The sequence below is a fragment of the Bacillota bacterium genome, assembly GCA_012839765.1.
Classification (GTDB): Bacteria; Bacillota; Limnochordia; order DUMW01; family DUMW01; genus DUMW01.
This window is the reverse complement of record DUMW01000088.1, coordinates 61,999-84,793: the sequence shown is the minus strand read 5'-3', so window position 1 is coordinate 84,793 and position 22,795 is coordinate 61,999. Positions and strand designations below refer to the sequence as shown.

Genomic DNA, 22,795 nt, shown 5'->3' with positions numbered 1-22,795 from the left:
TACCTCCGGGCCGGTTAGAAGAGTATGCATTATTCTTAACCCAATTCGCTAGACTTCTCGGCCGTTATTGATCTCCGTTTCAATGCAACAGTGAGCTTCTGAAAACTAACCATGTAACTAGGGCCCAACGGCCATTGGCGTAGCCCACTTGTTCGGCGATGCCTGTTCGATCAGCTTTTGATGACGCGGCAAAATCTGTTCCAGGAAAAGCTCCCTGCTGATCATAGGGCCGATCTGGGTGCCTAAATCCTCGCCAATCCAAAGAAGATCCACTTTTCCTTGGGCGGCCTCCAGAGTACGGCGTGTCACTTCCAGGTCGATTTCAAGCTTCCGGTCCATCAGCCGCAACTGGGCCGGTTCCCGGGTGATGAGGCCTATGAGCACCTCTTCCATCCCCCGTAGCCTCCCGCTGAAATTAATGAAGTCCCCGATCCCCGGACCGCCGATGTAAATTGCGTAGTCTTTGTAGCGTTCACAAAGTTCCACTACGGAGGCATAGTCATAATCCTCAGGCGAGGGCATGGGCCAGGCATCGATGGTAGCTACGTCGGCATCCTTTAGGGGGAAATCGCAATAGTCCATGTAACCACTCTCACCGTATTCTACCCAACGGCTGCGAACTCCCCAGAGGGGACAGACGTATCGGCCCTCCACGGGCTCATGCAACCGGGGACCAATGTACGCTGCACCGACACCCCGAAAATCCACACCAAGAACCTGAAGCAAGCCTTCGTGGTCATCCGGAGCCAAGCCAAAATGGGCTTTGAGTTTACGGTCGATCCCCGGGTTGGCCGCATAGTTAATTGGCACCCGATCCGGTTCCCTGTGCTCAAAGACCCGCCGAACCCGCTCCTTTGAGGTCATTCGTTCCGGCAACCTGATGGTGTGCATAGACTTACTCCCCTTCCGGTTTTTCTGTCTAACCCTGGCGAGGACCCTGCTTCCATTATAGCCCAAGGGAAAGACAGTACAAGGACCGGGGAAAACCAAAAAGGGGACCAAGACCGAGAGTGTACGGGGCTGCAGACTAGCAACAAAAAGGGCAGTAAAAAAATAGGTCAGTGGGAGAAAACTTCCCACTGACCGAAGCATTTACAATACCCGTTGGATTTGGTTACCGATCACCGGATAGCCCGAAAACTCCCGAAGGTGGGAAACCTTAGGATGCCCCTGCCCCCACCAGTCCGCGGCCCCAGCACCGAGGGATGATCCGGCGAACGCCGCAGGATAGTTGGCTGATCCCAGCCCCAATTGGGCCAAAGCCGCTGCAGCGTCGGACTATCCTTAAAGCCTTCAAACCATTGCCAGTCAGTGTCTAACGACCGTTGCCGCACCACCGGTGCCCTGGGGACCACATCAGGCTGGACCCGAGACTGGACCCGAGGCTGCACCCGGGGCAAGACTGGAGTCATAGACCAGACGCGTTGGGGCAACAGTCGGGAATCTTTGAATTCCGGAGTCTTGCTTACTGCGGGATGCTTCTTGGTCACCTGCTCCTTGAGCTTTTCGGTCAGCCGGTGCCAAGCCTCCACACTCTCCCTTTGGACCTCCTGGATTCTCTCCGTCAACTCCCGGGCAGCCTCCACTTCTCCACGTCTTAGCAGTTCCTGCTGTTCCCGCAGTAACTCGGCAAGTTGCTCCTGGGAGCTTTCCCGGGCGGTTTGTACCTCTTCCAACAGATCCAACAGTTCCTGCAATTCTTCCGGTGTCTCTGCCAGATTGTTCAGAGCAAAGAGTATCCGGTTTTCCAGTTGCAGACGCTGAACCTCATTCGCAGAAGCACTTACCACTCCCCCAACAAGCATGATCACAGTAAGTATTAAGGCCAACTTCCTCACAGACATCCTCCTCCCTGATGGTTTTCAACTAGAATCTTACCAAGGGTATTTTAAGAAACTGTTAAGAATGTACATTTCAACCGGTAAAGGAGGAAGCCCCCCAAATCAAGAAGAATTGATTCAAAAAAAACACATGGGAGGAGCGTCGATGCGTCGCATCCTGGTTGTGGAAGACAACTGGGCCGTATGTGAAGTGATCCGTCTATACTTGACCCGTGCGGGCTTTGAGGTACATTGTGTGGGCGATGGACCTTCGGCTTTAAAGATGCTGGAAGAGCCGTGGGATCTCGTTCTTCTTGACCTCATGCTCCCCGGTATACCCGGCGAGGAGATCTGTAGGAGAATTCGGAACAAGTCGGACCTACCGGTGATCATGCTTACCGCCAAGACCGCCTATGAGGACCGCATCAAGGGACTGGCCATGGGTGCCGACGATTATATCATCAAGCCCTTTAACCCCCAGGAAGTGGTAGCCCGGGTGCAATCGGTACTGCGGCGAGCGACTCCGAAGTCCCCGCCGGAGGAAGTCATTCGATTGCCGGGTTTGACCCTAAACTACACCCAACGTAAGGTGAGTACCGAGCGCGGGGTAATCCCCATGACGCCCAAGGAATTCGAACTACTCTGGTACCTGGCCATGAACCGGAACCAGGTCATTAGCCGACGGCAGATTTTCCAGCGGCTTTGGCCCTTTGAGGACCCCGACGAGGGGCTCAGAAGAGTGGATGTACACATCAAGTCCATCCGGGACAAACTCCAGGAAGCCTTGCCGGGTTGCGACTACATCAAGACCGTCCGGGGAATTGGCTATAGATTCGAGGTGGAGCAATGAATTCCATTTTTGGTAAGACCTTTGTTAGCCATCTGGTGGTGGTTCTCGTCACCCTTTTGTTGATCCTGGCCCTGTTCCCCACGTTCTTCGCCCAGATTTTCCTGCAGAAACGTCAGGAACAGCTGGCCAATATGGGTTCTCGGATCGCTGAGGTCCTCGCCACCGAAGGAGCAGGGGCCAGTACCGCATTGCTACGTAGTCTCCACGGTGTTTCCGGTGCGGAGATCTGGGTAGTGAACTCCCAGGGAAAGGTGCTCACCGCCTCGGTAGTACAGAGGATCAATCAGTCCCTGTCGGAGACAAGTCGGCGGCGGCTCATCCAAAACACCACCCAGGTCCAGCGTCAATTCGGCGAAGGCTTTCGTTCTCCGATGATGGTGGTAGCACAGCCCACTGGACCTATTGAACTGCCCTGGGGGACCGCATCCCATGTGCTGTTGTTCACACCGATGCAAGAGATTGACGCCCTGGTAAAACAAACGGTGCGCAAACTGGCTTTACTGGCCTTGCCCCCGGTCTTGTGTATTGTCCTGGTGGTGGCCTGGTTCATGTCCCGCCGGCTGACTAAGCCCTTGGTGGCCATCAGCAACACCGTCCAGGCCATTGGTCGAGGTCAGCTGGGCGCCCAAATCAGTTGTCCGGACAGGGGGGAAATAGGCCTGTTGGCCCAGGGTGTGAATAACATGTCCCGGGAGCTGGCTCGGCTATTCTCCAGCCTCTCCGAAGAAAAGCAACGAACGGAATCAATCATTGCGCACATGTCCGAAGGGGTGCTGAGCATTGATCTGCAGCAAGAAGAGGCCCTGTACAATCACGAGGCCGCCAGCGCCCTGGGTCTACCGTGGGACCACACCCAAACCCTTGACCGCTGTCGAAGCACGGAGCTGTTCTTGACCCTCCGGGACAAGGAGGTCATCTCCATCATCGAGGCCACCATTGAAAAGGGAACCATCCAACGGCAAAGGTTACAGTTGCAGAACAACCGCACTTTCCAGATCACGGCCTCCCCCCTGCAGGCTCCGGATAAAGTAGCCAAGGGCGCGGTGGTGTTGTTGTCGGATATCAGCCAGCAACATCGCTTTGAAGCAAGCCAAAGGGAGTTCTTCGCCAGTATCTCCCACGATCTGCGCACCCCTCTGACGGTTTTGCGAGGCCTGCTGCAAGCCATCAAGGATCAGCTGATTACTGACCCGGAGGAACTGGCGAAACACATAGATGCGATGTACTCCCAAGTCCTGCATCTAATCGCCCTGACCTCCACCCTTTTAGAGGTAGCCCGGCTGGATATGGAAAGTACACAGTTGAACCGGGTCCAGGTTTCCCTGGGGGAATTGGTCGATCAGAATACGGTGCTATTGGAGCCAATGTTGAAGGAAAGGGATGTATCGATCAGCGTGGAGGATATGGAGCAGCTGCCAAGGCTCTTCCTCGATCCAGAAAAGATCGGCAGGGTATTGTACAATCTCTTGGAAAACGCGATCCTCCACTCACCTCCCGGCGGCACGGTGGTAGTGGACTGGAAGAGGGAAGGACCTTACTTGGAACTTGCGGTATCCGATGAGGGACCGGGAATCCCCCCCGGTGACGAACAACGGATCTTCCAGCCCTTCCACAAGGGAACCCTGGATCGTTCCCGCAGCTCCACAAGCCCAGGGTTGGGTCTAACCATCGCCAAGAAATTCGTGGAACTGCACGGAGGTATGATCTGGGCATACAACAAGCCCCTCCAGGGGGCCACCTTTGTGATTCGACTGCCCATAGGCGACGGACAATAACCGCTAAGGTCTAGGAAAGGAGGCAGCACTCCCAGCTCTTCCACAAGCCGAAAGGCCCATCTTCGGGCAAGGAAAAGACTGCCTCCATTAAAATCCCTTCAGGGAAAGGTCGCGCGGAACAACTGGTACTCCACCTGCACCTCAGAAGCCGCCATGGCCCGTTGCAGCACCCGGATTCGACCCATATCACCGTTAGAATACTGACCCTTCTGTTTGGAGAAACCTATTGTGGTATGCTCATCGGTCTGCAGATCCGAAACCTGCACCGGTTGTCCATCCAGTTCGCCGTTCACGTACAGCGCCATGCTCCGCCCATCAAAGGTGGCCACTATATGGAACCACTGTCCAACCGACAACTGTTTGCTACGAACAGGGTGACATCCTGTCGGGCCTCGTTGCTTCTGGAAAGGGTAAGGGTCATGGACGGTGTCAATTCCAAATTAAGGGTTCTGAGCCATACGATGGGTTCCACAGGCCATGATAACCAGACGATCACCAACCCTCAAAAGATTGAGGTGATTACGCAAAGCCTCATCGGCCCACAGACTGCGGAGAAAATCCTCCCCTGTTTGGGGCATGTAATCCATACAAGGCAAGACCTTCACTTGGGAGGCACTCTTGCGCGCCGCCTCCGCGCAGAGCCAAAGATCTTTGTCTGTCAGACCAGATGTCGGTCCAGATATTTGAAAAACTGCTGCCAGTCCTCACGACTGAGAAAATGGGTCCCCGATCGCAGATGATACCCGATCCTGCCTTCGTGGAAGAAATCCCCCGGCTCAGGGAACCGGTTTGGATACACAAGCCCTTGCAAACCCAAAAGCTCGTAAGCGTCACTGGCTGCCACCGCAGCAAGAAATTCGCTTCTAGGATCCGCCCAGGTATCCTCCTCGGCGCTGGAGATATACACAAGTCGGGGAGCCACAGCAGCCACCAGCTGATGCTGATCCACCGGCAATTCCTCTTCCCGCCCTCGGTATTGATGATAGTTCCGACAGAACCAATAGGGGAAAGCCCGAACGATATCCGCGATCCTTTCACCCACCTTCCCCCGGGTAATCGCCGCACCACTACAGCCGGAGTTGTTCACCACTGCGGCACGAAAACGCTCATCCTGAGCCGCCGCCCACAGGGAAGTCTTCCCCAAGCGGGAATGGCCCACGCTGAAGACCCGATAGGGATCCACCTCCTCCAGGGTTAGGGCATAATCCAGCACTCGGCTGGCGGCCCAGGCCCACAGGGAGATCTTCCCCCATTCATTGGGCACATCACTGCGAGGATACATGGCCGCCAGTCCTGAAGTGAAGTTATCCTCACAGTCTCTGCTCACATCCTGGTAACAGAAAGTGGCAATAGCATAACCACTATCCACGATCTCCTCAATAGGACCATACTTGCCGCAGGGATACCTCTCGAAGGCAATGTACACTCCCAGGGGCAGTCTTTCAGCGGAATAGGGCAAAACCAGATGCACCGGGAAGGAAAAGAGTCCCTTGGGGGTTTCAAACTGCAAGGAGATCTCCCTGTGCTCTGCCTTTCCCGCCCAAGCTCTCCTTTCAACCTGGACAACCACACCCTGCACCCTTTGGGGAGGTGGTGGCGCAAACCCGTAGACATGTTCCCTAAATAGGTTCACCAGCTCCTCACGCCGTGCAGACCAATTCTCCGCCGTAGTCCCAGGCAAAAGCACCGGAGGCAGCTGGCGCGCCTGTAGCTCTTCCAAAACCATATGTACTTCTCCTTCCCTGCCATAGCTTATATTTCTGCTTCTACAGTTCGGTGAAAAAGAAGCCACTCCTTCACCATAGAGCCTTGTCAGGTTGACACACCGCTTTGCGGACTCTACAATGTACCCGGAGTATCAAGCCTGCCGGGTATATCAAAACATAGACGGTGTATCCCGCCCGCAAAACAAGAACTGGGTTTCCATGGCCCGGTATCCCGGCGGGCAACCAATAAGCTGTTGGGGATGAAGAACATGCAAGAGCAAAATCAGACACCCACCGTAATCATCTCCGCTACCCACAGTGGTGCGGGGAAGACCACCGTTACCCGTGCTTTGCTTGTTGCCCTGAAAGAAAGAGGACTGGTGGTCCAGCCCTTTAAGATTGGCCCCGATTTCATCGATCCCATGTATCACACCGCAATCGTAGGCCGACCCTCGGTGAACCTGGATCTTTGGATGATGGGAGAAGCTGAGATTCGGAAGGTCTTTGCCCGCTGGACTGCAGACGCCGACGTGGCGGTGATCGAGGGTATGGGCGCCCTGTTCGACGGCGCCAAGGGGACCGATGAGGGTAGTGCCGCCCATCTGGCCAGGATCCTCAACGTCCCCGTCGTTGTGGTCATCGATGTCTATGGCATGACCCGTACCGCCGGTGCCCTCATGGATGGGTTGGACTCCTTCGATCCCGAGGTGCAAATTGCGGGCTTTATCCTCAACCGCTGCGGCCGGCGAGGAAGCCTGGTCCACGCCAACCTAATCAAGGAGGGCATTGGCAACGAACGCTGGAACCGGGTATTATCCGTCATCTGTGACGATCCCCATCTGCGGGTGGCCGAAGGCACCCTGGGCTTAGTTACCCCGTCGCACGATAGCGAAGGCATCGAACAGGAGAACCTTCGTTCCGTGGCTGAGCAGATGGATGTGGAGAGAATCTTTGGAACTTCCATAGGCCAAAGGACCAAGCAGACCTACCAGCCTACCCCTGCCCAAGTTCACGTTCCACGGACCCGCCTGGCGGTGACAAAGGATGCCGCCTTCTGCTTCTACTACGCAGAGAATCTAGCGGCATTGCAGGCCGTTGGGTTTGAGATCGTGGAGTTTTCACCAGTTGCAGGCGATCCCTTACCACCGAATACCCACGCGGTATACCTGGGAGGCGGCTATCTCCCGCCCTTCGCCTCCCAACTAGCGGAAAACAAGAAGTTAGCGGCGCAACTGCGTCAGGCTGCGGTACAAGGTATGCCGATCTATGCCGAGTGTAGTGCTTTGCTTTACCTGGGACGTTCCTTACGAGACTTTAGGGGCAGCACTTATCAAATGAGCGGTGTGTTGCCAATGGATTTCGTCCTGGATGCGGATTATTTGCAAATCCGCTATCTGGAGTTGACCACCCAACAGAATTCTATCTTCGGTCCGGCGGGAACCATCATGCGCGGACAGGAATTCCACCAAATGCGTGTGGAAGACTCGGATCTTACGCCGGGACTCTACCGGGCCAAAGACAGTGAGGGACAAGAACACGTGGGGGGATATCAACAGGGAAATGTGGTAGCAAGCTTAGCCTATGTCTATTTCAACTCCTCGGCCGGTGTTGCAACCCGTTTCCTGAAAGCTGCCCAGGCCTTCCGAAAAGGACAACAGCCTGTAACCTACCATGATTAGCAATGCTGCGGGAAACAAGGGTATTCCTCCTTCACAATTTGCTTGTCTGAAACCGCCCTTTGTACAGGGAAGAAAGCTGTCTGCCCGGGGCAGTCTTATTGGCCGCAAAGAGGTCGCCGTTGCTCTCACACATCAACTGGTTTACTGCACAATCTCTCTGAAACGAATCCACGGGCATCGTTTTTCCGGCAAAAGGCACTCCTAATCGCCCCCTGGGCGATCCGGGTTCAATTTGCTTATGAACCGGGATAAGACCCTTGACCCCGCGCCCTAGTCCCCATATAATATACTTGATGCTTCGGGGCGGGGTGAAAGTCCCCACCGGCGGTGAAGCAGCCAAAGAGCTGATGAGCCCGCGAGCGTAAGCTGAACCGGTTAGAACCCGGTGCCGACGGTATAGTCCGGATGGAAGAAGCGGAATTCCAACATATCGCTGCTTCTTTTTGCCCCCCGAAGAGGGGCAATTTTTTTGCCCTCCAGCATCAGAATTATTTGAGCATGGAGGTATGTGCAGTGAAGAAAGTCATGTCAGTCCACCAAATGGCAACCCTGGCCATGCTGGCCGCGATCTCCGTCGTCCTCATGTACTTAGTGCGTTTTCCCCTCTTTCCTTGGGCACCGTTCCTGGAATACGACATGGCGGACGTACCCATCTTAATTGCCACTTTCCTCTTCGGACCGGTTAGTGGTGTACTACTCACCATCGTGGTGTCAGTGATCCAAGGGTTGACGGTCTCTGCCAGTAGTGACTGGATCGGAATCTTGATGCACATCATCGCCACCGGTAGTTTCGCGGTGGTGGCAGGGTTGTACTACCAGTTCCAGCGCACACGGGTAGGCGCCCTCATCGCTTTAATCCTAGGTTCCTTGGCCAAGACATTGGTCATGATCCCCTTGAACCTCATTTTCACCGTCCATTTTCTCGGGAAACCCAGGGAAGTGGTGGTGTCCATGCTTGTGCCCACCATCATCCCCTTCAACTTGCTGAAGGCGGGTATCAACTCGGTGGTAACCTTCGTGGTATACAAGACCGTGTCCCGCTATGTAGACCGGCTTGCGGCCCTCGAGTCCGCAAGGGTCAGCAACCCAAAATCAACCCGCGGTTAGATTGAGTAAAAGGGGGCGGTTAAACCCCGTCCCCTCTCACCACCGTAAGTACCCCGGCAGTTCACCAGGCCTAACGCTTTTCCTGCTCAGTTCCAGAAGTCTTAGACAGACTGCCCCACGTTTCAAGCCTATGAACGGGCAACCTGGATCTTAGCGTGATTGTTGAAGGACTTTTCCGATGGTTGAAAAACTCCTTTTTGAACGCAGAAGGCGAATTTGCCGTGAGAGTGGGGATTAAGCCTTGGTGGATATAGCTACAGCCGTTGTCACCTACAGAACGCCGGAGTTAGTGCGCAGGCTTTTAGAAGCGGTGGAACGGGAAGTGAGAGATTTTAGTCTGAACATCAGGCCTGTAGTCGTGGACAACGCTTCGGGGGATGACACCTTAAAACGGATCACCAGGTTTCATCCTCGTACCTTCACGGTGGCGAATCCCAAAAACCAAGGCCCCGCGGTGGGATTTAACCTCGCCGTTGACGAGACTCTAACCTTTGCACCCACTTACATCTTAGTAACCAATAGGGATACGGAACCGGTTTCCGGCAGCCTGTTTCGCATGTTCAAGTTCCTTGAGGAACACCGGCAGATTGACGGCGCTACCAACCGACTTCTCAATTCCGATGGTTCTCCACAGAGGCAACGACTGAGTATCTATCCTCAAGCTTTCCGAAGTCCTATCCTCGTGATCCCAAGGCGGCTCCGACCTGTATCTGGACACGTATAAAAAGGCGCTACATCGGATGGAAGAAGAGTGCCACATCCAAAGGGATCCCCAGATCCCCTGGTTTATGGAGCCTCCGATTGATGGGTTTAAGCTCGACGAAAGCAAGAGCACTGGGTCTTCCGGCTGAGCAGCGCTAAGCAGAATGAAGAGCATTTGCTTTACTCTCGGCAGCCTTCGCTAGCAAGGACTTTGGTTCCTGTTCGTCGGGCCGGAGGTTTGCCGCCCACTTCCTTCAGATTCCACCCCACCGTGGACACCCTTGTGTTCAGCTACAGCTACCGCTACCTTCGCCCTTCGAGACTCTCGCCCTAATACACGCGCTGGGCACGCAAAATCAAGCCCAAGGTTACTGCCTTGGGCTTAATTTTCACAAAACATACCGGCTCAAGTCGTGATCCTCAACAATATCCCCCAGTTTCTCCTGAACATATTCCTTCGTAATAGTCACCCTCTGACCGTTCAATTCAGGAGCAGCAAAGGATAAATCCTCCAGTAGTTTTTCCATGATGGTATGCAGACGCCGGGCGCCAATGTCCTCGGTGCGCTCGTTGACAAGCCGGGCGATATACGCGATATGGCGGATGGCCTCCTCAGTAAACTCCACCGTCACCCCTTCGGTGGCCAATAGGGCCTGATACTGCCTGATCAAAGCATTCTTGGGTTCGGTCAGAATCCGGACAAAATCCTCTTCGCTCAGGCTAGACAGTTCCACCCGGATGGGGAACCGTCCCTGCAGTTCGGGAATCAGGTCCGATGGTTTGGCCACGTGAAAGGCACCGGCGGCAATGAACAGGATATGATCCGTCCGCACCGGACCCCACTTGGTCATCACTGTAGAGCCTTCTACCACGGGCAGGATATCCCTTTGCACCCCTTCCCGAGAGACATCGGGACCGTGGGTGGGGCCCGTATGGGCGATCTTGTCTATCTCATCAAGGAAGACGATGCCTGCTGTTTCCACCCGGTTGATGGCTTCGGCCACCACTTCATCCTGGTCCAGCAATTTCCGGGCTTCCTCCTGAAGAAGCAATTGCCGGGCCTTTTTCACCGGGAGTCGTCTTTTAACTTTACGTTTGGGAAGCATATCTCCGAGGACATCCTGGAAGTTGACACCCAGTTCCTCCACCCCTGACTCGGTGAAAATCTCAAAGACCGGCAGGGAACGATCCTCTGTCTCCAGCTCCACCAGGTGCTCCTCCAATTCCCCATTCTGCAGCCTGGCACGCATTTGCTCCCGCAGTCTTCCAGGATCCTCCTGGGCCTCTGCTTCCACCGTCTCCTGGGGACTACCCTCTCGTCCCGACAACTGCAGCAAAGCATCAAAGGGAGTACGGGGGCGTTTGGGCCGGGAGCTGGGTACCAACAGGTCTAACAGCCGCTCCTCCGCGGCAACCTGGGCCTTCTCCTCCACCTGGGCCATCTTCTCCGTCTCCACCATTTGGATGCTAACCCGGACCAGATCCCGGATCATCGACTCCACATCCCGCCCCACATAGCCAACCTCGGTAAACTTGGTAGCTTCCACTTTGATAAAGGGTGCATTGGCCAATTTGGACAGGCGCCGGGCGATCTCCGTCTTCCCCACCCCAGTGGGTCCAATCATCAGGATGTTCTTCGGCACCACTTCATCGGCCAACTCTTCGGGAAGCTTTAGACGCCGGTATCGATTCCGCAACGCGATGGCCACTGCCTTTTTGGCACTTTCCTGGCCCACAATGTACTTATCCAGTTCGGCCACGATTTCCTTCGGGGTAAGTTCCATCTTTACGCGCCTCCTGACAGCTCTTCCACAGTGATATACTCATTGGTGTAGACGCAGATGCTGGCAGCGATCCGGATGGCCTCCTTCGCTATCTCCGCGGCAGACAAATCCGTATATCGATACAACGCCTGGCACGCCGCCTGGGCAAAGGGGCCCCCAGAACCAATGGCCACAAAGTCATCATCGGGCTCAATGATTTCCCCGGTCCCCGAGATAACAAATAAACGCTCCCGGTCCATCACCACCAGAAGGGCCTCCAGCTGGCGCAACATGCGATCAGTACGCCACTCCTTCGCCAGTTCCACCGCGGCCCTGGTCAAGTTGCCGTGGTATTGTTCCAACTTCGCTTCGAACTTGTCAAAGAGGGTAAAGGCATCGGCGGCGGTGCCCGCAAAACCTGCCAGAACCTTCCCTTGGTAAAGGCGCCGCACTTTCTTCGCCTTATGCTTCATGATCATCTTTTCACCGAAGGTGACCTGACCATCACCGGCGATGGCCGCGGCACCGTCCCTTTTCACCGCCACAATGGTGGTACCATGAATATTCAGCACTGGGATCCCTCCCTATCGGCGCGGGTGAGCCAGGTTATGCACCAATTTCAGATGATTCCGATCCACCCGGGTGTAGTTCTGGGTGGTGGACAGCTTTTCATGCCCCAATAGTTCCTGGACACTCCGCAGATCACAACCACCCATCAAAAGCTGGGTGGCACAGGAGTGCCTTAGGGTATGGGGTGAAACGTCGCTCCGGGCTAAGGCAGCCTGGGCCCGATTCTTCACGATCTTTTGGATCCCCCGCGGCGATAATTCTCCTCCCCGGTAATTCAAGAAAAGCGCCGTGGTCTCTTGATGTCCCTTAACCAAGAGCTCCTTGCGGCCATGGTTGATATATCGCTCTAACGCCTCCGCGGCTTGACGCCCAAAGAGGGCCAACCGCTCCTTGCGCCCTTTGCCGAACACCCGTAATTGCTTTTGCCCCAGGTCTACATCGGTCAACCGCAGACCCGCTAGTTCCCTCAAGCGGATCCCGGAGCCGTAGAATAGCTCTAGGATAGCGCGATCCCGCTGACCCAGGGGGGTGTCGTCGCAGGAGTCGATTAACACAGCCAGTTCACTGTCCTTTAGGACCGAGGGCAGGGGCCGCTCGGTCTTCGGCCGGGCGATTTGGCGGGTGGGGTTTTCCCGGACGATCCCCCTGATGAACAGAAAGGTAAAAAAGGCACGGAGGGCGGCCAGTTTCCTACCAATAGTGGTCTTGCTCAAATCCTGTCGCCACAGGGAGGCCAGATACCAACGAAGCAGTTGGGGATCGAGCTGTTGCGGATCCACCTTTTTGCCGTCAAACCACTTCAAAACAAAGTCATGAAAGTCTCCCACATCCCGGGCGTAGGCGGCGATGGTATGGGGACTATAGTTGCGCTCCACCTGCAAGTATTGGATGAACTGATCGATGTAGCTATCCACTTAACGTTCCCACCCTAGGGCCGGTACTTACACTCCTTGTTGTTGCAGATCACGTAGGTCTCGCCCTTCTGCTGCCGTTTGACGAGGATGTCACCGCACGCCGGACATTTCTCCCCGGTGGGCTCAGCCCAACTGGTAAAGTCACAATCCGGATAATTAGCACAGCCAAAAAACTGCCGTCCCCGCTTGCTCCGCCGCTTTACGATCTTTCCACCGCAATTGGGACAATTGACGCCGATCTCCTCAAGCAAGGGCTTCGTATTACGACACTCAGGGAAACCCGGACAAGCCAAGAAGGGACCAAAGCGACCGTGCTTAATCACCATGTTCCGGCCGCAGTTTTCGCAGATCTCGTCGGTCACCTCGTCGGCTAGCTCCACTTCCTCAATGGCCCCCATGGCCCGTTGGAGCGACTCCTCAAAGGGCTGGTAAAACTCATCGATCACCTGGATCCAATTGGCCTTATCCAGTTCGATGGCGTCTAGTTTCTCTTCCATCTGGGCCGTAAACTCCACATCGACGATATCGGGAAAGTGTTCCGTGAGGATCGAAACCACGATCTGCCCCAATTCCGTGGGCACAAACCGTTTTTCCTCCAAGACGACGTATCCCCGCTTCTGGATGGTCTGGATGATGGTGGCATAGGTGCTAGGCCGACCAATTCCTAACTCTTCCAGGGTTTTTACCAGCATCGCCTCCGTATACCGGGGCGGCGGACTGGTGAAATGTTGCTCTGGCTCCAGCTTCGTGCATTTTAGCTTTTCTCCCTCTTCCAAGGGAGGCAGGATCTCCTCGGTAAAGGTGTAGTTGCTCAAAGCCTTGGTAAAGCCCGCAAAGCGCAGGGTGGATCCGGTGGCTCGGAACATGTAGTCCTTCGCCTCAATATCCACCGACAGCACATCGAAGAGTGCGGGAGCCATCTGACTGGCCACAAACCGCTCCCAAATCAGTTTGTACAGCCGATACTGATCCCGGCTCAAGTATTCTTTCACCTGGTCCGGCAACAACTCCACACTGGTGGGCCGAATGGCCTCGTGGGCCCCCTGGGCTGTTGCCCGGGATTTGTATACCGGCGGCGTCTTTGGAACGTATTCCGGTCCGTAAAGGTTCTTGATCAGGTTCGCCGCTTCCCTTTGGGCCTGCTCCGCCACCCGGGTGGAGTCGGTCCGGATATAGGTCACTAGACCAACAGAACCGGCACTACCCAATTCCAAACCCTCATAGAGCTGTTGGGCAATGAGCATGGTTTTCTGAGCCCCAAAGCCCAGTCGCGTGGAAGCGTCCTGTTGCAGAGTACTGGTGGTGTAGGGCGCGGCGGGTTTGCGCTGCCGCTGCCGGGACTTCACCGCGGTCACGATGTACTCTGCCTTCTCCAAGTCTACGAGGACCTGCTTGGCCGCGGCCTCGTCCTTCATCTCAAACTTTTTCCCCGCCTTGCGGCGCAGTTGGGCTTGGAACTTTTGCCCATCCTTGCGGAGAAAATGGGCGGTAATGTTCCAATATTCCTCGGGGACAAACTGTTCAATCTCCGCCTCCCGATCACAGATCAGCCGGACTGCCACCGACTGCACCCGTCCGGCACTGAGACCTTTTCTGACTTTTGCCCACAACAGCGGACTCAGCTTATAGCCCACCAAGCGATCGAGGACCCGACGGGCCTGCTGGGCATCCACCCGTTTTTGATCCACCTGTCGGGGATGTTTCAAGGCCTCCTGGACCGCCTGTTTGGTAATCTCATGGAACTCAATGCGGATGGGCTCATTCGGGTCTAGATTCAAAACCTGGGCCAGATGCCAGGAAATAGCTTCCCCTTCCCGGTCGGGGTCTGTGGCCAGTAGTACCCGATCTACTTGTTTTTGGGTCTTCCGCAGTTCTTGCAAGATCGGACCCCGCCCGCGGATGGTAATGTACTTGGGCGTATATCCGTTCTCTATGTCAACCCCCAGCTGACTGCGGGGCAGGTCACGAACATTACCTTGGGATGCTTTGACCACATAGTTTCTACCCAGGAACTTACTAATGGTCCTGGCCTTCGCTGGGGATTCCACGATAACCAGCGATTTCGACACACTGCCACCTCCAAAACTGGCACAAAAACTGTCAGTTTAACTGACCAAGAATCTTATCCTTGGAGCCGGGCCCGAAGACGGGGGTGGTGGCCAGCAAAATCGCACGGCCTTCATCCTCCACCACTTGGCTGAGGATCCACTTCAGTTCCCGCACCCCCACTTCCTCCAGCTCCAGGATATCTACTTCGGTCAGAATCGCCTCGAATTCATCAGGGGTAAGGAGCTTTGCGCTATATAGTCTCAACAACCATTCCTGGGCATCTTCCCTGAGTTTGGCCCGCTCCTGGGGCGACAAAACCCGGATGGCATCGCCGTGACAGTCGACCACCTCACGCCGTTGCATCTTCTCCTTAAGGATCTCTGGAAGACTTAACACAAACTGAAAGGCTGTATCAATGTCTTCCATGGCATAGCCTTGCTTGATCAGGTCCTGGACCATATCGATGCCGTCGCTGTCCTCATTATCCATTAATGCATATTCGATCATGTTCATGACAATTTCGATGACTTTCCTGCTCATCCTCCGCCACCCCTTTACAGGCAAATTGTAGCGTTGCCGCAGCACCGAGACTCCAGCGCCTTTGGAATCACTTACCAGTACATTTTCCTTACCGATTATATCAGAAGGCTGGGGAAATACAAGTTAGTGTCAAACGCTACAATCGGCCCGAGATCACCCCGTGTCTAAATCATTGTCCATAGGAGTGCGGTTTTCCTTCTTTCCCTCCTTGGAATTTCCGGACAGAGCAGGGCTCAGTCGTCATCGGTTTCAAATTCTTTACTGAGACCCTCTAGGATCTCCCGTAGTTCCTCTTCCCACTGCAGTTCGTAATGCTCTAGATCCCGCTCGTTGACCAGGGAGCCACAAAGGCAATTACTACATTCCAACCCCCAGGTCTCCCCCCGCTTACCCTTGACAAAATGGGGGGCGCTAGCATGACAGATGGGACAAGTATACATCCGCGCTTGGGTGACGCCCGGTAACACGACAATTACCCCTTTCTACCTCCGAGTTGTTGTTGGTCAGCCTTAGCTTACGCCAGATTGCCCGAAGCTAACCCTGCCGGACAATGTGCCAAAAACCACAAGCTTCCCCTCGGAAAAGGGCTTAAGAATAACCACTGCTGGTAATACTATGATCATGAATGGAGAAAGGTATCACATTTTGCAGGTCATCCGCCCCGTGGCCGGCGGCATGCGCAAATATATCCTAGACCTCTTGGCCCATAGCACCAGGGAAATCTTTCGGCACACGGTCTTCGGTCCCGAGGATCCCGCCCTGGCCGCAGAGGTTCACACCAGGGGAGCAGAGTACTTGACTGCGGATTACCGGCGCCCCCTTTTGGCCGCGGGCCAACTGCGTCGGTCCATTCAGGACCTTCGGCCCCAGCTGATCCACAGCCACGGGTACCAGGCCTGTGTCCTAACCCAACTGGCCACCTGGGGGCTAGGGGTGCCCAAGGTAGCCACCCTACACAACATGCTCTCGCCCCGGGATCTTTGGGTCTTTCGGTTCACCCAGCGGGTGCTGCCCCGGTACCGGCAATTCATTGCGGTGTCCCCACCCCTCGGGCAGATGCTAGCCCCTTTAGGCCCGGTGGAGGTTCTCCTGTGGGGCGTGGAATCCCAACCGGCCCGTAGTCCTGGGGGACAAGAGATGGCAAAGATCCTGGTGGCTTCCCGGATGCTGCCGGGAAAGGGAATCGAGACCTTCCTCCAAGCCCTCGCCCAGTTGGAAGGGTCCTGTCCCCCGCCGTACGTGGTGGACTTGGCCGGCAGCGGTCCAGCCCTGGAAACCTACCAGGAACTAGGGCGCCAGTTGAAACTGGATCACCGGCTGCGGTGGTGGGGTTATGTGGAAGATATGTCCCGGTTTTGGCGGACCGCCGACTTGGTGGTCCTCCCCTCCCACCAAGAGGGTCTGCCCCTTACTTTGCTGGAAGCCATGTCCTGGGGAGTCCCCATCATCGCCACTGCGGTGGGGGGCATTCCCCAGGCCCTAGATTACGGAAACTGCGGCACCCTGGTTCCCGCCCAGGATGTGGAAAGCTTAAGCCAAAGAATCGGGGAGTTTTTGCAGGATCCTAGGCCCTTTTGGGCGTTGGCCGCCAAGGCTCGCCACAGGCAACAGGCCCTGTTCAGTGTGTCTAGGGCCGTACAAGCCCAAGAAGGGATCTATCGGGCCCTTTTGAGGTGATTTATCCATGGCAAAACGGATCGTCGGTGTGGTTTTGACGCTGATACTCTTGTGTCCCGGGGCCCTTGTCCGGGGGGAACAGGTGGTGGTTGTACTTCTCAGTTTCGTTGACATTGAGGATATCACCCCCGCAGAGACACCAACCCTTTGGCAGCTGGCCAACCAGTATACCGCAGGACTAATCAATAACCGTACAGGCGGAACGTTAAACCTGCCCAATGCCTACGGAACTTTGGCGGCAGGAAGCCGCATGCGCACCGGCCCCCAGGCGGAACTGGCCCTGGAAAGAAGGGAGTCGGTGGGAGGGATCACTGCCGAAGAGCTTTGGACCTCTCTCCAGGGAGGACTGCCCGCGGGGGAAGTGCTCTTGCCCTTCATCGCCCAGACCAGCGGTCAAGGGGCTTTGCTGCCCTATCCGGTGGCCCCCTTCGCCCTGGGGCAGACCCTCCGGGACCATGGCCTCGTTAGCGCAGTGGTAGGCAACGCAGATGTGGGCACCCAACGGCAACGGGCCCATGTCCTCATCACCACCGACGACACCGGCGTCACTCCCCGGGGACAGTTGCGGGACGTACTCCTTGGGGACCCGACCTGGCCCTACCTTTACCGCACCGACTATGAAAGACTCCTGGGAGCCTGCCTAGACCTGCTGGAGGAGACAAGTCTTTTGGTGGTGGAACCGGGGGATCTGGTGCGGCTGATGGCCACCCAGCAGCAGATTTCCCCAGAGCGTTTCCGGGAACTTCTCCATCTCAGCCTGAGGCGCCTGGACCAGTTTGTCCAGCAGCTATGGGATGCTCTCCCCCCCAATACCCTTTTGGTTCTACCCAGTCTAGTCCCGCGGGAGGAGCCGTCCCTCTCGCCGGTCATTGTGGCCGGACCCGGTTGGGAAGAGGCAATCATCTTTTCCCCCACCACCCGGCGGGAAGGTTTGGTGGCCAACTATGATCTCACCAGCACCATCCTGGCCTTCCTGGATCTACCGGTGCCCAAGGAGGTGGTGGGATTGACCATCACACCAAAACCGGCACCACCGGACAAAATGTCGGTCCTGATCAATATGAAGGAACGGGCTCGCACCATGAACCTGCATCGGGCCACTCTGATTAGATTCTTCATTGGTCTGGTCATCGGCACCTTTTCCCTGTATACGTTACTCCTTTTGATCCACCTTTTGACGGGGTGGGTCCTGTGGGCCTTTCGGGTGTTGCTGTTGGTGATCGCGGCGATCCCCTTAGCCTTACTCTTGGTCAGTCTTCTCCCTTTGACGGGTATCCCGGCGCATCTTCTTTTCATCTGTCTTTCCGCCGGATTTGTGACCCTGGTGGCCAGTGGGTTTCGGGCCCATCCCCTCGATCCCTTTTTGTTCATCCATCTTTTGACCACCGTGGCCCTCTGGGTGGAGATCCTTGTCCAAGGGGTCCATTTTCCCTATTCTCCCCTGGGCTATGATTTTATCGGTGGGGCGCGCTTTTATGGCATTGGTAATGAATACATGGGGGTGCTGGTGGGTACTTCCCTACTGGGCTGTGCTTTGCTCTTGGAAAGAGGTAAAGACAAATTTCCACTCCCCCTTCTTTGGTATGGGGTGGTGGGCATCCTGGGGCTTTCGGCCTTCGCCATTGCCGCCCCCAATTTGGGGGCCAATACGGGCGGGGCCATCACCGCGGCCATGGGCGGGGTATTACTCCTTTGTTTCCTAAGGTGGGGCCGTTTCCAATGGAAACATCTAGTGCTGGCGCTCTTGGCTACTGGGGGTCTGTTGGGCTTTATGGGACTGGTGGATGCCCTGTTGGGACAGGAGGGCGCATCCCATTTCGGCCGCTTCGCCTATAGTCTACTCCAAGGGGACTTCAAAGTGGTCGCCAGTACCATCCTTCGGAAACTGAACACCAACCTGAAGCTGGTCCGCTACACCATTTGGAGCCAGGTGCTGCTGGTTTGTTTGGGGGTGACTGGGCTACTCATGATCCGACCCCCGGCAATCTTCCAGACCTTGGCAAAACAACACCCTCACATTGCAGCGGGGATCAAGGCGGCAGTGATCAGTACCTTTGTTACCTTCCTGGTCAACGATTCCGGGGTGGTGAGTGCCGCCACTTTACTGGTCAGTGTCACCCCCACCTTCCTGTATCTGGTGGGACTACAGGTACAAAAAGAGGCTAGGAGCTAAGGTCCAGGGTGGTCTGTTGGAGCTGTTGGCAGAAGGTGCGGCGGTGTTGGGGGCAAAGGCCTAAAGCCTGAATCGCCGCGATATGCTCCTTGGTGGGGTAACCCTTGTGTTTACTAAACCCGTAGCCCGGGTATTCTTGGTCCAAGGCGACCATGATCCGATCCCGTTCCACCTTGGCCACGATGGAGGCCGCGGCGATGGAAAGACACAGGGCATCCCCCTTCACCAGGGCAACCTGGGGGGCCATATCCAGCCTAGAGACCCACAGTCCGTCCACCAAGAGAAGATCGGGCTGTACTCCACTGTCCACCACCGCCTCTACCATGGCCCGGTGGGTGGCTTGGAGAATGTTGATCCGATCGATGACCTCGGGCCAAACCACCCCTAAACCCACGGCCAGGGCCTGGTTACGGATTTGGTCATACAAAACCTCCCGTCGGGCCGCGGTGAGGGTCTTGGAATCCTGTACCCCAGGGAGATTTGCCTGCGGAGGCAAGCAGACGGCGGCGGCCACCACGGGGCCCGCCAAGGGACCCCGGCCCGCCTCGTCCACCCCCACTATGTACCGCATACCCGCTTGAAAGTACTCATGTTCAATGACACTAAGCTCCAAGGGACCAACCTCGATTCCGGAAAACAAAAGTAGGGGGTAACCACCCGGCTACCCACCCTACTGCTGCTTTTCTTCCATTTCCTTGAAAATCTCGGGAATTCGTATCAAACCTAACCGGGAAGGTGGCCAATAGCTGATGATTGCCCTGCCGACGATCAATTCCCGTTTCACCATCCCCACGTCGGGATACCGGCTGTCGTCACTGTTGGTCCGGTTGTCACCGAGGACAAAGTAACAGCCTTCGGGAACCGTTTGGGGACCAAAGGTGGGCGCGCCATACATCCCCCGGGTGGGCCCGATGATGTAATCTTCCTCCAAGGGCACTCCGTTCAGGTAAAGCACATTATCCCGGATCGCCACCACATCACCCGGAATCCCGATCACCCGTTTGATGAACTTCCGGGAGGGATTGCTGGGGTATTTGAATACCACGATCTCCCCCCGCTGGGGATCTCGAAATCGATAGGTGAGTTTATCCACAAAGAGGCGCTGTCCGTCGGTCAAGGTCTGTTCCATCGATTGTCCCTGCACCAAGAAGGACTGGACGATGAAGATCACGATAAACAGACCCAGGGCAACCGCAATGACTAGAGCTTCGATAAACTCCATTAACTCCGATTTCTCCACCTGTCCCACGGTATCACCTATCTCCTTTCCTTGATCCGGGCCGCCTTACCACGTCTGGACCGGAGGTAGTACAGTTTGGCCCGACGTACCTTACCCAGGCGTACAACCTCGATCTTGGCAATGCGCGGAGAATGCAACGGCAACGTCCGCTCCACACCGATACCTTGGCTGATCTTCCGGACGGTGAAGGTCTCCCGCAAGCCGCCGCCCCGGCGCTTGATTACCACACCTTCAAAAACCTGGATCCGTTCCCGTTCGCCTTCCACAACGCGCAGGTGCACCCGCACGGTGTCTCCCGGTCGGAATTCCGGTATATCCTCTCGCAGCTGTTCCTGTTCAATGGCTCTAATCAATTCCAATCTACTCACTCCCTGCTTATGTCTAACTTAACCCTTCTTCCTGGCGTATCTCTTCCAGAAGTCTGAAATCCTCTTCCTGTAAATCGGCTTTCTCCAAAAGATCCGGTCGTTTCAGCAACGTTCTCCGCAGGGACTCCTTCCGCCGCCAGGCTTCGATCTTGGCATGATGGCCACTCAGCAAGATCTCAGGCACCGCGCGCCCGGCAAATTCCCTGGGTCGGGTATACTGGGGATACTCCAATAACCCATGGGCAATGGAGTCGTCTAAGGCCGCCGCTGGTCCGCTGCCCAAAACTCCGGGCAACAGGCGGCACACCACATCCACCACCACCATCGCGGGAAGCTCTCCCCCGGTGAGGACATAGTCCCCAATGGAAATCTCACGGTCAATATATTCATAAACCCGTTCGTCCACGCCTTCGTAATGGCCACAGATGAGTACCAGGTGCTCTTTGCGGGCCAGTTCCCGGGCGATGTCCTGGGAAAAGACCTGGCCTTGGGGCGACATCAGCACAGTCTCCCGCTCCAGATCCGCCCGTTTTGCGCAGACATGCTGCAGGCCGTAGACGATGGGTTCCGGCTTCATGACCATCCCCGCCCCACCACCGTAGGGATAATCATCGGTCATACGATGCTTATCCTGGGCGAAGTCCCGGATGTTCCACAGCTGAATCTCCACGATCTCCGCTTCCCTGGCCCGCTTAATCATACTATGGTCAAAGGGCCCTGTAAACATCTCGGGAAACAGGGTCAGAATATCAATCTTCACAGCATCACCACACGCTCCATCAATCTACAAGCCCGGGAAGCAGGCGGACGGTAATGGTCCCTGTGGAAAGATCGAAGTCCCTGACCACATCCCTGATGGCCGGCAACAGAATCTCCTGTTTCTTGCCCTTCACCACATAAACATCGTTGGCCGCGGTGGTCAGCACATCCACCAACTCACCGATCTTCTCCCCCGTGTCGGTAACCACCGTACATCCGATCAACTCGAAGACGTAGTAACTCCCCTCGGGCAAGGGCACCAGCTCTTCCTTGGGGATCTTGACGTAGGCCGTCCGCCACACATTCGCCTCATCGAGGGTGTCGATCCCCGCCAGCTGCAACAACTGGTCCCCCTGGTGTTCCCTGACCCGTTCCACCGGGAACGCCTCAATTCTCTCCCCTTTGGTCAGGTACACCCGCTCCAGAAGGGAGTAGCGATCGGGAAAGTCGGTCAAGACCTTCACCCGCAGCTCCCCGTTGATGCCGTGGGGCCTGGTGACCACCCCGATGGCGATGAGCTCGTCGTTACTCAACTTGGCTACCCTCCGTCGCACCTACCTAGTCGATGATCTCCACATGGTAGGTCTTGTCTTCCTTGGACGCGGCTGCTTTCACCACGGTCCGAATCGCCTTGGCGATCCGTCCCTGCTTGCCAATCACCTTACCCATGTCTTCGGGGGCTACCGTAAGTTCCAGGATCACCGATTTCTCGCCAGCCACAGGATTGACCCGCACCTCATCGGGCTGGTCTACCAATGCCTTTGCGATTGTCTCCACTAGTTCCTTCACTTTGTCCATCCCCCTCTACCCCTCTGTCACTTAAGCCTTTCTTAACTCTTTAAACCGCTGCATCACTCCGGATTTCTCCAGCAAGCGGCGGGCGGTGTCGGAAGGTTTCGCCCCTTTCATGAGCCAATCGATGGCCTTCTCCTCATCGATGTTAATCTGCGCGGGTTCCGCAATGGGATCGTAATGGCCGATGGCCTCGATGTAGCTACCCTGCGGAGCCTTCGCGGAGTCGGTCACCACCAGGCGGTAGTATGGTCTCTTCTTCGCACCCATTCTGCGCAATCTAATTCTTGCTGCCAAGCTGTTCACTCCTT

General features: G+C 55.9%; 25 protein-coding genes and 1 riboswitch. Of the genes, 7 read left to right on the top strand and 18 right to left on the bottom strand.

What is annotated here, in order from left to right:
- Positions 1-117: 117 nt before the first annotated feature.
- Together GXX57_09090 and GXX57_09085 are read right to left on the bottom strand one after the other, a co-directional pair.
- The gene (locus tag GXX57_09090; protein HHV44800.1) at positions 118-891 is read right to left on the bottom strand and encodes a hypothetical protein; all 774 of its coding nucleotides are present in this window, start codon (positions 889-891) and stop codon (positions 118-120) included.
- Between the two features lie 230 nt (positions 892-1,121).
- On the bottom strand, positions 1,122-1,844 hold the full coding sequence (locus tag GXX57_09085) for a flagellar protein FlgN (protein ID HHV44799.1): 723 nt from the start codon (positions 1,842-1,844) through the stop codon (positions 1,122-1,124).
- 127 nt (positions 1,845-1,971) lie between these two features.
- Between GXX57_09085 and GXX57_09080 the strand changes: the two genes are divergently transcribed.
- On the top strand, positions 1,972-2,670 hold the full coding sequence (locus GXX57_09080) for a response regulator transcription factor (GenBank protein ID HHV44798.1): 699 nt from the start codon (positions 1,972-1,974) through the stop codon (positions 2,668-2,670).
- Positions 2,667-4,445: a cell wall metabolism sensor histidine kinase WalK gene (locus tag GXX57_09075; GenBank protein ID HHV44797.1), complete on the top strand. Its 1,779-nt coding sequence runs from the start codon at positions 2,667-2,669 to the stop codon at positions 4,443-4,445. Before GXX57_09080 ends, GXX57_09075 begins: the two co-directional genes overlap by 4 nt.
- A 98-nt stretch (positions 4,446-4,543) precedes the next feature.
- On the opposite strand, the gene GXX57_09070 is transcribed toward GXX57_09075, so the two are convergent.
- The 3 genes from GXX57_09070 to GXX57_09060 form a co-directional block, all read right to left on the bottom strand.
- Positions 4,544-4,774, bottom strand: coding sequence for a LamG domain-containing protein (locus GXX57_09070; GenBank protein HHV44796.1), 231 nt, complete (start codon positions 4,772-4,774; stop codon positions 4,544-4,546).
- A gap of 111 nt (positions 4,775-4,885) precedes the next feature.
- Positions 4,886-5,050 carry a hypothetical protein gene (locus GXX57_09065; GenBank protein ID HHV44795.1) on the bottom strand — a complete coding sequence of 55 codons (165 nt, stop codon included), beginning with the start codon at positions 5,048-5,050 and terminating at the stop codon, positions 4,886-4,888.
- A 53-nt stretch (positions 5,051-5,103) separates the two neighbouring features.
- The gene (locus GXX57_09060; GenBank protein ID HHV44794.1) at positions 5,104-6,171 is read right to left on the bottom strand and encodes a hypothetical protein; all 1,068 of its coding nucleotides are present in this window, start codon (positions 6,169-6,171) and stop codon (positions 5,104-5,106) included.
- A gap of 249 nt (positions 6,172-6,420) precedes the next feature.
- Between GXX57_09060 and GXX57_09055 the strand changes: the two genes are divergently transcribed.
- The 3 genes from GXX57_09055 to GXX57_09045 all read left to right on the top strand — a co-directional run bounded on the left by GXX57_09055 (position 6,421) and on the right by GXX57_09045 (position 9,661).
- Positions 6,421-7,830, top strand: coding sequence for a cobyrinate a,c-diamide synthase (locus GXX57_09055; GenBank protein ID HHV44793.1), 1,410 nt, complete (start codon positions 6,421-6,423; stop codon positions 7,828-7,830).
- A gap of 290 nt (positions 7,831-8,120) precedes the next feature.
- A riboswitch (FMN riboswitch) is annotated at positions 8,121-8,251 on the top strand.
- Positions 8,252-8,355: 104 nt separating this feature from the next.
- Positions 8,356-8,937 carry an ECF transporter S component gene (locus tag GXX57_09050; protein HHV44792.1) on the top strand — a complete coding sequence of 194 codons (582 nt, stop codon included), beginning with the start codon at positions 8,356-8,358 and terminating at the stop codon, positions 8,935-8,937.
- 244 nt (positions 8,938-9,181) lie between these two features.
- The gene (locus GXX57_09045; GenBank protein HHV44791.1) at positions 9,182-9,661 is read left to right on the top strand and encodes a glycosyltransferase; all 480 of its coding nucleotides are present in this window, start codon (positions 9,182-9,184) and stop codon (positions 9,659-9,661) included.
- Positions 9,662-10,028: 367 nt separating this feature from the next.
- Here the strand turns inward: GXX57_09045 and hslU are convergent, their stop codons facing one another.
- The 6 genes from hslU to GXX57_09015 form a co-directional block, all read right to left on the bottom strand.
- Positions 10,029-11,423 (bottom strand): ATP-dependent protease ATPase subunit HslU, encoded by a 1,395-nt coding sequence (gene hslU, locus GXX57_09040; GenBank protein HHV44790.1) that lies wholly within the window; start codon positions 11,421-11,423, stop codon positions 10,029-10,031.
- Positions 11,424-11,425: 2 nt separating this feature from the next.
- A complete protein-coding gene (gene hslV / locus GXX57_09035; GenBank protein HHV44789.1) occupies positions 11,426-11,974 on the bottom strand; it encodes an ATP-dependent protease subunit HslV in 549 nt (182 codons plus the stop codon).
- 12 nt (positions 11,975-11,986) lie between these two features.
- Positions 11,987-12,886 carry a tyrosine recombinase gene (locus GXX57_09030; GenBank protein ID HHV44788.1) on the bottom strand — a complete coding sequence of 300 codons (900 nt, stop codon included), beginning with the start codon at positions 12,884-12,886 and terminating at the stop codon, positions 11,987-11,989.
- Between the two features lie 14 nt (positions 12,887-12,900).
- Positions 12,901-14,955, bottom strand: coding sequence for a type I DNA topoisomerase (gene topA, locus GXX57_09025; protein HHV44787.1), 2,055 nt, complete (start codon positions 14,953-14,955; stop codon positions 12,901-12,903).
- Positions 14,956-14,986: 31 nt separating this feature from the next.
- On the bottom strand, positions 14,987-15,475 hold the full coding sequence (locus tag GXX57_09020) for a DUF494 domain-containing protein (GenBank protein ID HHV44786.1): 489 nt from the start codon (positions 15,473-15,475) through the stop codon (positions 14,987-14,989).
- 233 nt (positions 15,476-15,708) lie between these two features.
- Positions 15,709-15,942, bottom strand: coding sequence for a hypothetical protein (locus tag GXX57_09015; GenBank protein ID HHV44785.1), 234 nt, complete (start codon positions 15,940-15,942; stop codon positions 15,709-15,711).
- Between the two features lie 148 nt (positions 15,943-16,090).
- On the opposite strand from GXX57_09015, the gene GXX57_09010 reads away from it, so the two are divergent.
- Positions 16,091-17,152: a glycosyltransferase family 4 protein gene (locus tag GXX57_09010; GenBank protein ID HHV44784.1), complete on the top strand. Its 1,062-nt coding sequence runs from the start codon at positions 16,091-16,093 to the stop codon at positions 17,150-17,152.
- A 7-nt stretch (positions 17,153-17,159) separates the two neighbouring features.
- Positions 17,160-19,325 carry a hypothetical protein gene (locus GXX57_09005; GenBank protein ID HHV44783.1) on the top strand — a complete coding sequence of 722 codons (2,166 nt, stop codon included), beginning with the start codon at positions 17,160-17,162 and terminating at the stop codon, positions 19,323-19,325.
- On the opposite strand, the gene GXX57_09000 is transcribed toward GXX57_09005, so the two are convergent.
- From GXX57_09000 to rpsP, 7 genes are all read right to left on the bottom strand, one after another.
- Positions 19,315-19,896, bottom strand: a complete 582-nt coding sequence (locus tag GXX57_09000; protein HHV44782.1) for a ribonuclease HII — start codon at positions 19,894-19,896, stop codon at positions 19,315-19,317. The genes GXX57_09005 and GXX57_09000 overlap by 11 nt on opposite strands.
- A gap of 99 nt (positions 19,897-19,995) precedes the next feature.
- Complete coding sequence (lepB, locus tag GXX57_08995; GenBank protein ID HHV44781.1) at positions 19,996-20,547, bottom strand: signal peptidase I; 552 nt, start codon at positions 20,545-20,547, stop codon at positions 19,996-19,998.
- Between the two features lie 35 nt (positions 20,548-20,582).
- A complete protein-coding gene (gene rplS, locus GXX57_08990) occupies positions 20,583-20,924 on the bottom strand; it encodes a 50S ribosomal protein L19 (protein ID HHV44780.1) in 342 nt (113 codons plus the stop codon).
- A 22-nt stretch (positions 20,925-20,946) separates the two neighbouring features.
- Positions 20,947-21,693, bottom strand: a complete 747-nt coding sequence (gene trmD, locus GXX57_08985; GenBank protein ID HHV44779.1) for a tRNA (guanosine(37)-N1)-methyltransferase TrmD — start codon at positions 21,691-21,693, stop codon at positions 20,947-20,949.
- Between the two features lie 19 nt (positions 21,694-21,712).
- Positions 21,713-22,246 carry a 16S rRNA processing protein RimM gene (gene rimM / locus GXX57_08980; protein ID HHV44778.1) on the bottom strand — a complete coding sequence of 178 codons (534 nt, stop codon included), beginning with the start codon at positions 22,244-22,246 and terminating at the stop codon, positions 21,713-21,715.
- Positions 22,247-22,250: 4 nt separating this feature from the next.
- A complete protein-coding gene (locus GXX57_08975; protein ID HHV44777.1) occupies positions 22,251-22,481 on the bottom strand; it encodes a KH domain-containing protein in 231 nt (76 codons plus the stop codon).
- 30 nt (positions 22,482-22,511) lie between these two features.
- On the bottom strand, positions 22,512-22,781 hold the full coding sequence (gene rpsP / locus GXX57_08970) for a 30S ribosomal protein S16 (GenBank protein ID HHV44776.1): 270 nt from the start codon (positions 22,779-22,781) through the stop codon (positions 22,512-22,514).
- Positions 22,782-22,795 lie beyond the last annotated feature (14 nt).

Bases quoted from the DNA above. Each gene is read 5' to 3' on its own strand.
- GXX57_09090 (HHV44800.1), bottom strand. From the start codon at position 891: ATGCACACCATCAGGTTGCCGGAACGAATGACCTCAAAGGAGCGGGTT.
- GXX57_09085 (HHV44799.1), bottom strand. From the start codon at position 1,844: ATGTCTGTGAGGAAGTTGGCCTTAATACTTACTGTGATCATGCTTGTT.
- GXX57_09080 (HHV44798.1), top strand. From the start codon at position 1,972: ATGGGAGGAGCGTCGATGCGTCGCATCCTGGTTGTGGAAGACAACTGG.
- GXX57_09075 (HHV44797.1), top strand. From the start codon at position 2,667: ATGAATTCCATTTTTGGTAAGACCTTTGTTAGCCATCTGGTGGTGGTT.
- GXX57_09060 (HHV44794.1), bottom strand. From the start codon at position 6,171: ATGGTTTTGGAAGAGCTACAGGCGCGCCAGCTGCCTCCGGTGCTTTTG.
- GXX57_09055 (HHV44793.1), top strand. From the start codon at position 6,421: ATGCAAGAGCAAAATCAGACACCCACCGTAATCATCTCCGCTACCCAC.
- GXX57_09050 (HHV44792.1), top strand. From the start codon at position 8,356: ATGTCAGTCCACCAAATGGCAACCCTGGCCATGCTGGCCGCGATCTCC.
- hslU (HHV44790.1), bottom strand. From the start codon at position 11,423: ATGGAACTTACCCCGAAGGAAATCGTGGCCGAACTGGATAAGTACATT.
- GXX57_09020 (HHV44786.1), bottom strand. From the start codon at position 15,475: ATGAGCAGGAAAGTCATCGAAATTGTCATGAACATGATCGAATATGCA.
- GXX57_09010 (HHV44784.1), top strand. From the start codon at position 16,091: ATGATCATGAATGGAGAAAGGTATCACATTTTGCAGGTCATCCGCCCC.
- GXX57_09005 (HHV44783.1), top strand. From the start codon at position 17,160: ATGGCAAAACGGATCGTCGGTGTGGTTTTGACGCTGATACTCTTGTGT.
- GXX57_09000 (HHV44782.1), bottom strand. From the start codon at position 19,896: ATGCGGTACATAGTGGGGGTGGACGAGGCGGGCCGGGGTCCCTTGGCG.
- lepB (HHV44781.1), bottom strand. From the start codon at position 20,547: ATGGAGTTTATCGAAGCTCTAGTCATTGCGGTTGCCCTGGGTCTGTTT.